At 72.7% G+C, this 1,792-nt stretch carries 2 protein-coding genes; one reads left to right on the forward strand and one right to left on the reverse strand.

What is annotated here, in order from left to right:
- Positions 1 to 1,136 (forward strand): putative glycoside hydrolase (locus tag SACHA_RS0116915; protein ID WP_019811684.1); only part of this gene is annotated, 1,136 nt, incomplete at its 5' end.
- Between the two features lie 37 nt (positions 1,137 to 1,173).
- Here the strand turns inward: SACHA_RS0116915 and SACHA_RS0116920 are convergent.
- A partial coding sequence (locus tag SACHA_RS0116920) for an SDR family oxidoreductase (RefSeq protein WP_019811686.1) occupies positions 1,174 to 1,792 on the reverse strand: 619 nt, incomplete at its 5' end.

A 1,792-nucleotide genomic window follows, 5' to 3' on the forward strand; every position in this document is an offset into this window, starting at 1 on the left:
GCACCGCGGTCGGCGCGGCGACGGTGACCGCGGGCGACGAGGAGACCCGGCCCGGCGAGGACGGGGAGTTCGTGCTCCCCGTGCGGCAGGACGGCGGGACGAGCGTCCCCGTCACCGCCACCGACGCCGCCGGCAACAGCGCCACCGAGGAGGTCCCGGTGACGCTGCGCCACCCCGGGATGCGGGCGGTGCACATGTCGGCGAGCGCCTGGGCGAGCTCCACCCTGCGGGAGCCGGTGCTGGAGCTGGTGCGTGAGCGCCGGATCGACACGGTGCAGCTCGACATCAAGGACGAGAGCGGCAAGGTCGGCTACTCCTCGCAGGTGCCGCTGGCGCAGGAGATCGGCGCGAACGCCGACCTCTACGACGCCCGGGAGGCGCTGGACACGCTGCACGCCGAGGGCGTGCACGTCGTCGGCAGGCTCGTCGCCTTCCGCGACCCGGTGCTCGGGCGGGCGTCCTGGGAAGCCGGTGACCACCAGCGGCTGGTGCAGGACACCGGCGGGTCACCCTGGTCGGGCTACGGCAGCTACTCGTTCACCAACTTCGCCGACCCCGAGGTGCGCGCGTACAACATCGCGCTCGCCGAGGAGGCCGCCGAACTCGGCTTCGACGACATCCTCTACGACTACATCCGCAGGCCGGACGGCGACATCGACGCGATGCGGTTCCCCGGCCTGGAGACCTCCCCGGAGAAGTCGATCGCCGACTTCCTGGCCGACTCCCGGGAGGCCATCCACGAGCACGGCGCCTACCAGGGCGCCTCGGTGTTCGGGATCGCGGCCACCCGCCCGACCCAGATCGCGCAGGACATCCCGATGATGTCCGAGCACGTCGACTACATCGCGCCGATGGTGTACCCGTCGCACTGGGGCCCCGGGGAGTACGGGGTGGACGACCCCAACAACCAGCCGTACGACATCACCCGGCGCTCGGTGGCCGACTTCGTGGACCAGGCGAACGAGAACGGCACGACCAAGATCATCCCGTGGTTGCAGGCGTTCAGTCTCGGCGTCGACTACGGCCCCGGGGAGGTGCGCGCGCAGATCGAGGCCGCCGAGGACGCCGGGACAGGATCGTTCCTGCTGTGGAACGCGGCCTGCCGGTACGACGCGTCGGCGCTGGCCCCGACCTGAGCGACCTGGGCCGCCCGGGCCGCCGCGGTGGCCGCGTTCACCCCCGCCCGACGTAGGGCATCGCGGTGGCCGTCACGGTCAGCGAGTTGACCGTGGCCGACAGCGGGAGCCCGGCCATGTAGAGCACCGCGTCGGCGACGTGCGCCGCGTCGAACGTGGCCTCGGGCGCGGTGCTGCCGTCGGCCTGCCGCGCGCCTTCGGCGATACCCGCCGTCATGTCGGTGGCGGCGTTGCCGATGTCGATCTGGCCGCAGGCGATGTCGTGCGGCCTGCCGTCCAGGGCGAGCGACCGGGTCAGTCCGGTGACCCCGTGCTTGGTGGCCGTGTAGGCGACGCTGTCCGGCCGGGGGGCCTGCGCCGCGATCGAGCCGTTGTTGATGACCCGTCCGCCCCGGGGGCGCTGTTCCTTCATCATCCGCACCGCGTGCCGCGCGCACAGGAACATGCCGGTCAGGTTGACGGCGACGGTGTCGTGCCACTCCTCCAGCGGCACCGTGTCCACAGGACCGGCCGGTCCGAACCTGCCGGCGTTGTTGAACAGCACGTCCACCCGCCCCCACCGCTGCCCGACCGCCGCGAACAGCGCCGCCACGGCGGCGTCGTCGGTCACGTCGGTGGGCACCACCAGCGCGTCCGCACCGCCGTCGCCCCGCTCG

This window comes from Saccharomonospora halophila 8, from assembly GCF_000383775.1.
Taxonomy (GTDB): Bacteria; Actinomycetota; Actinomycetes; order Mycobacteriales; family Pseudonocardiaceae; genus Saccharomonospora; species Saccharomonospora halophila.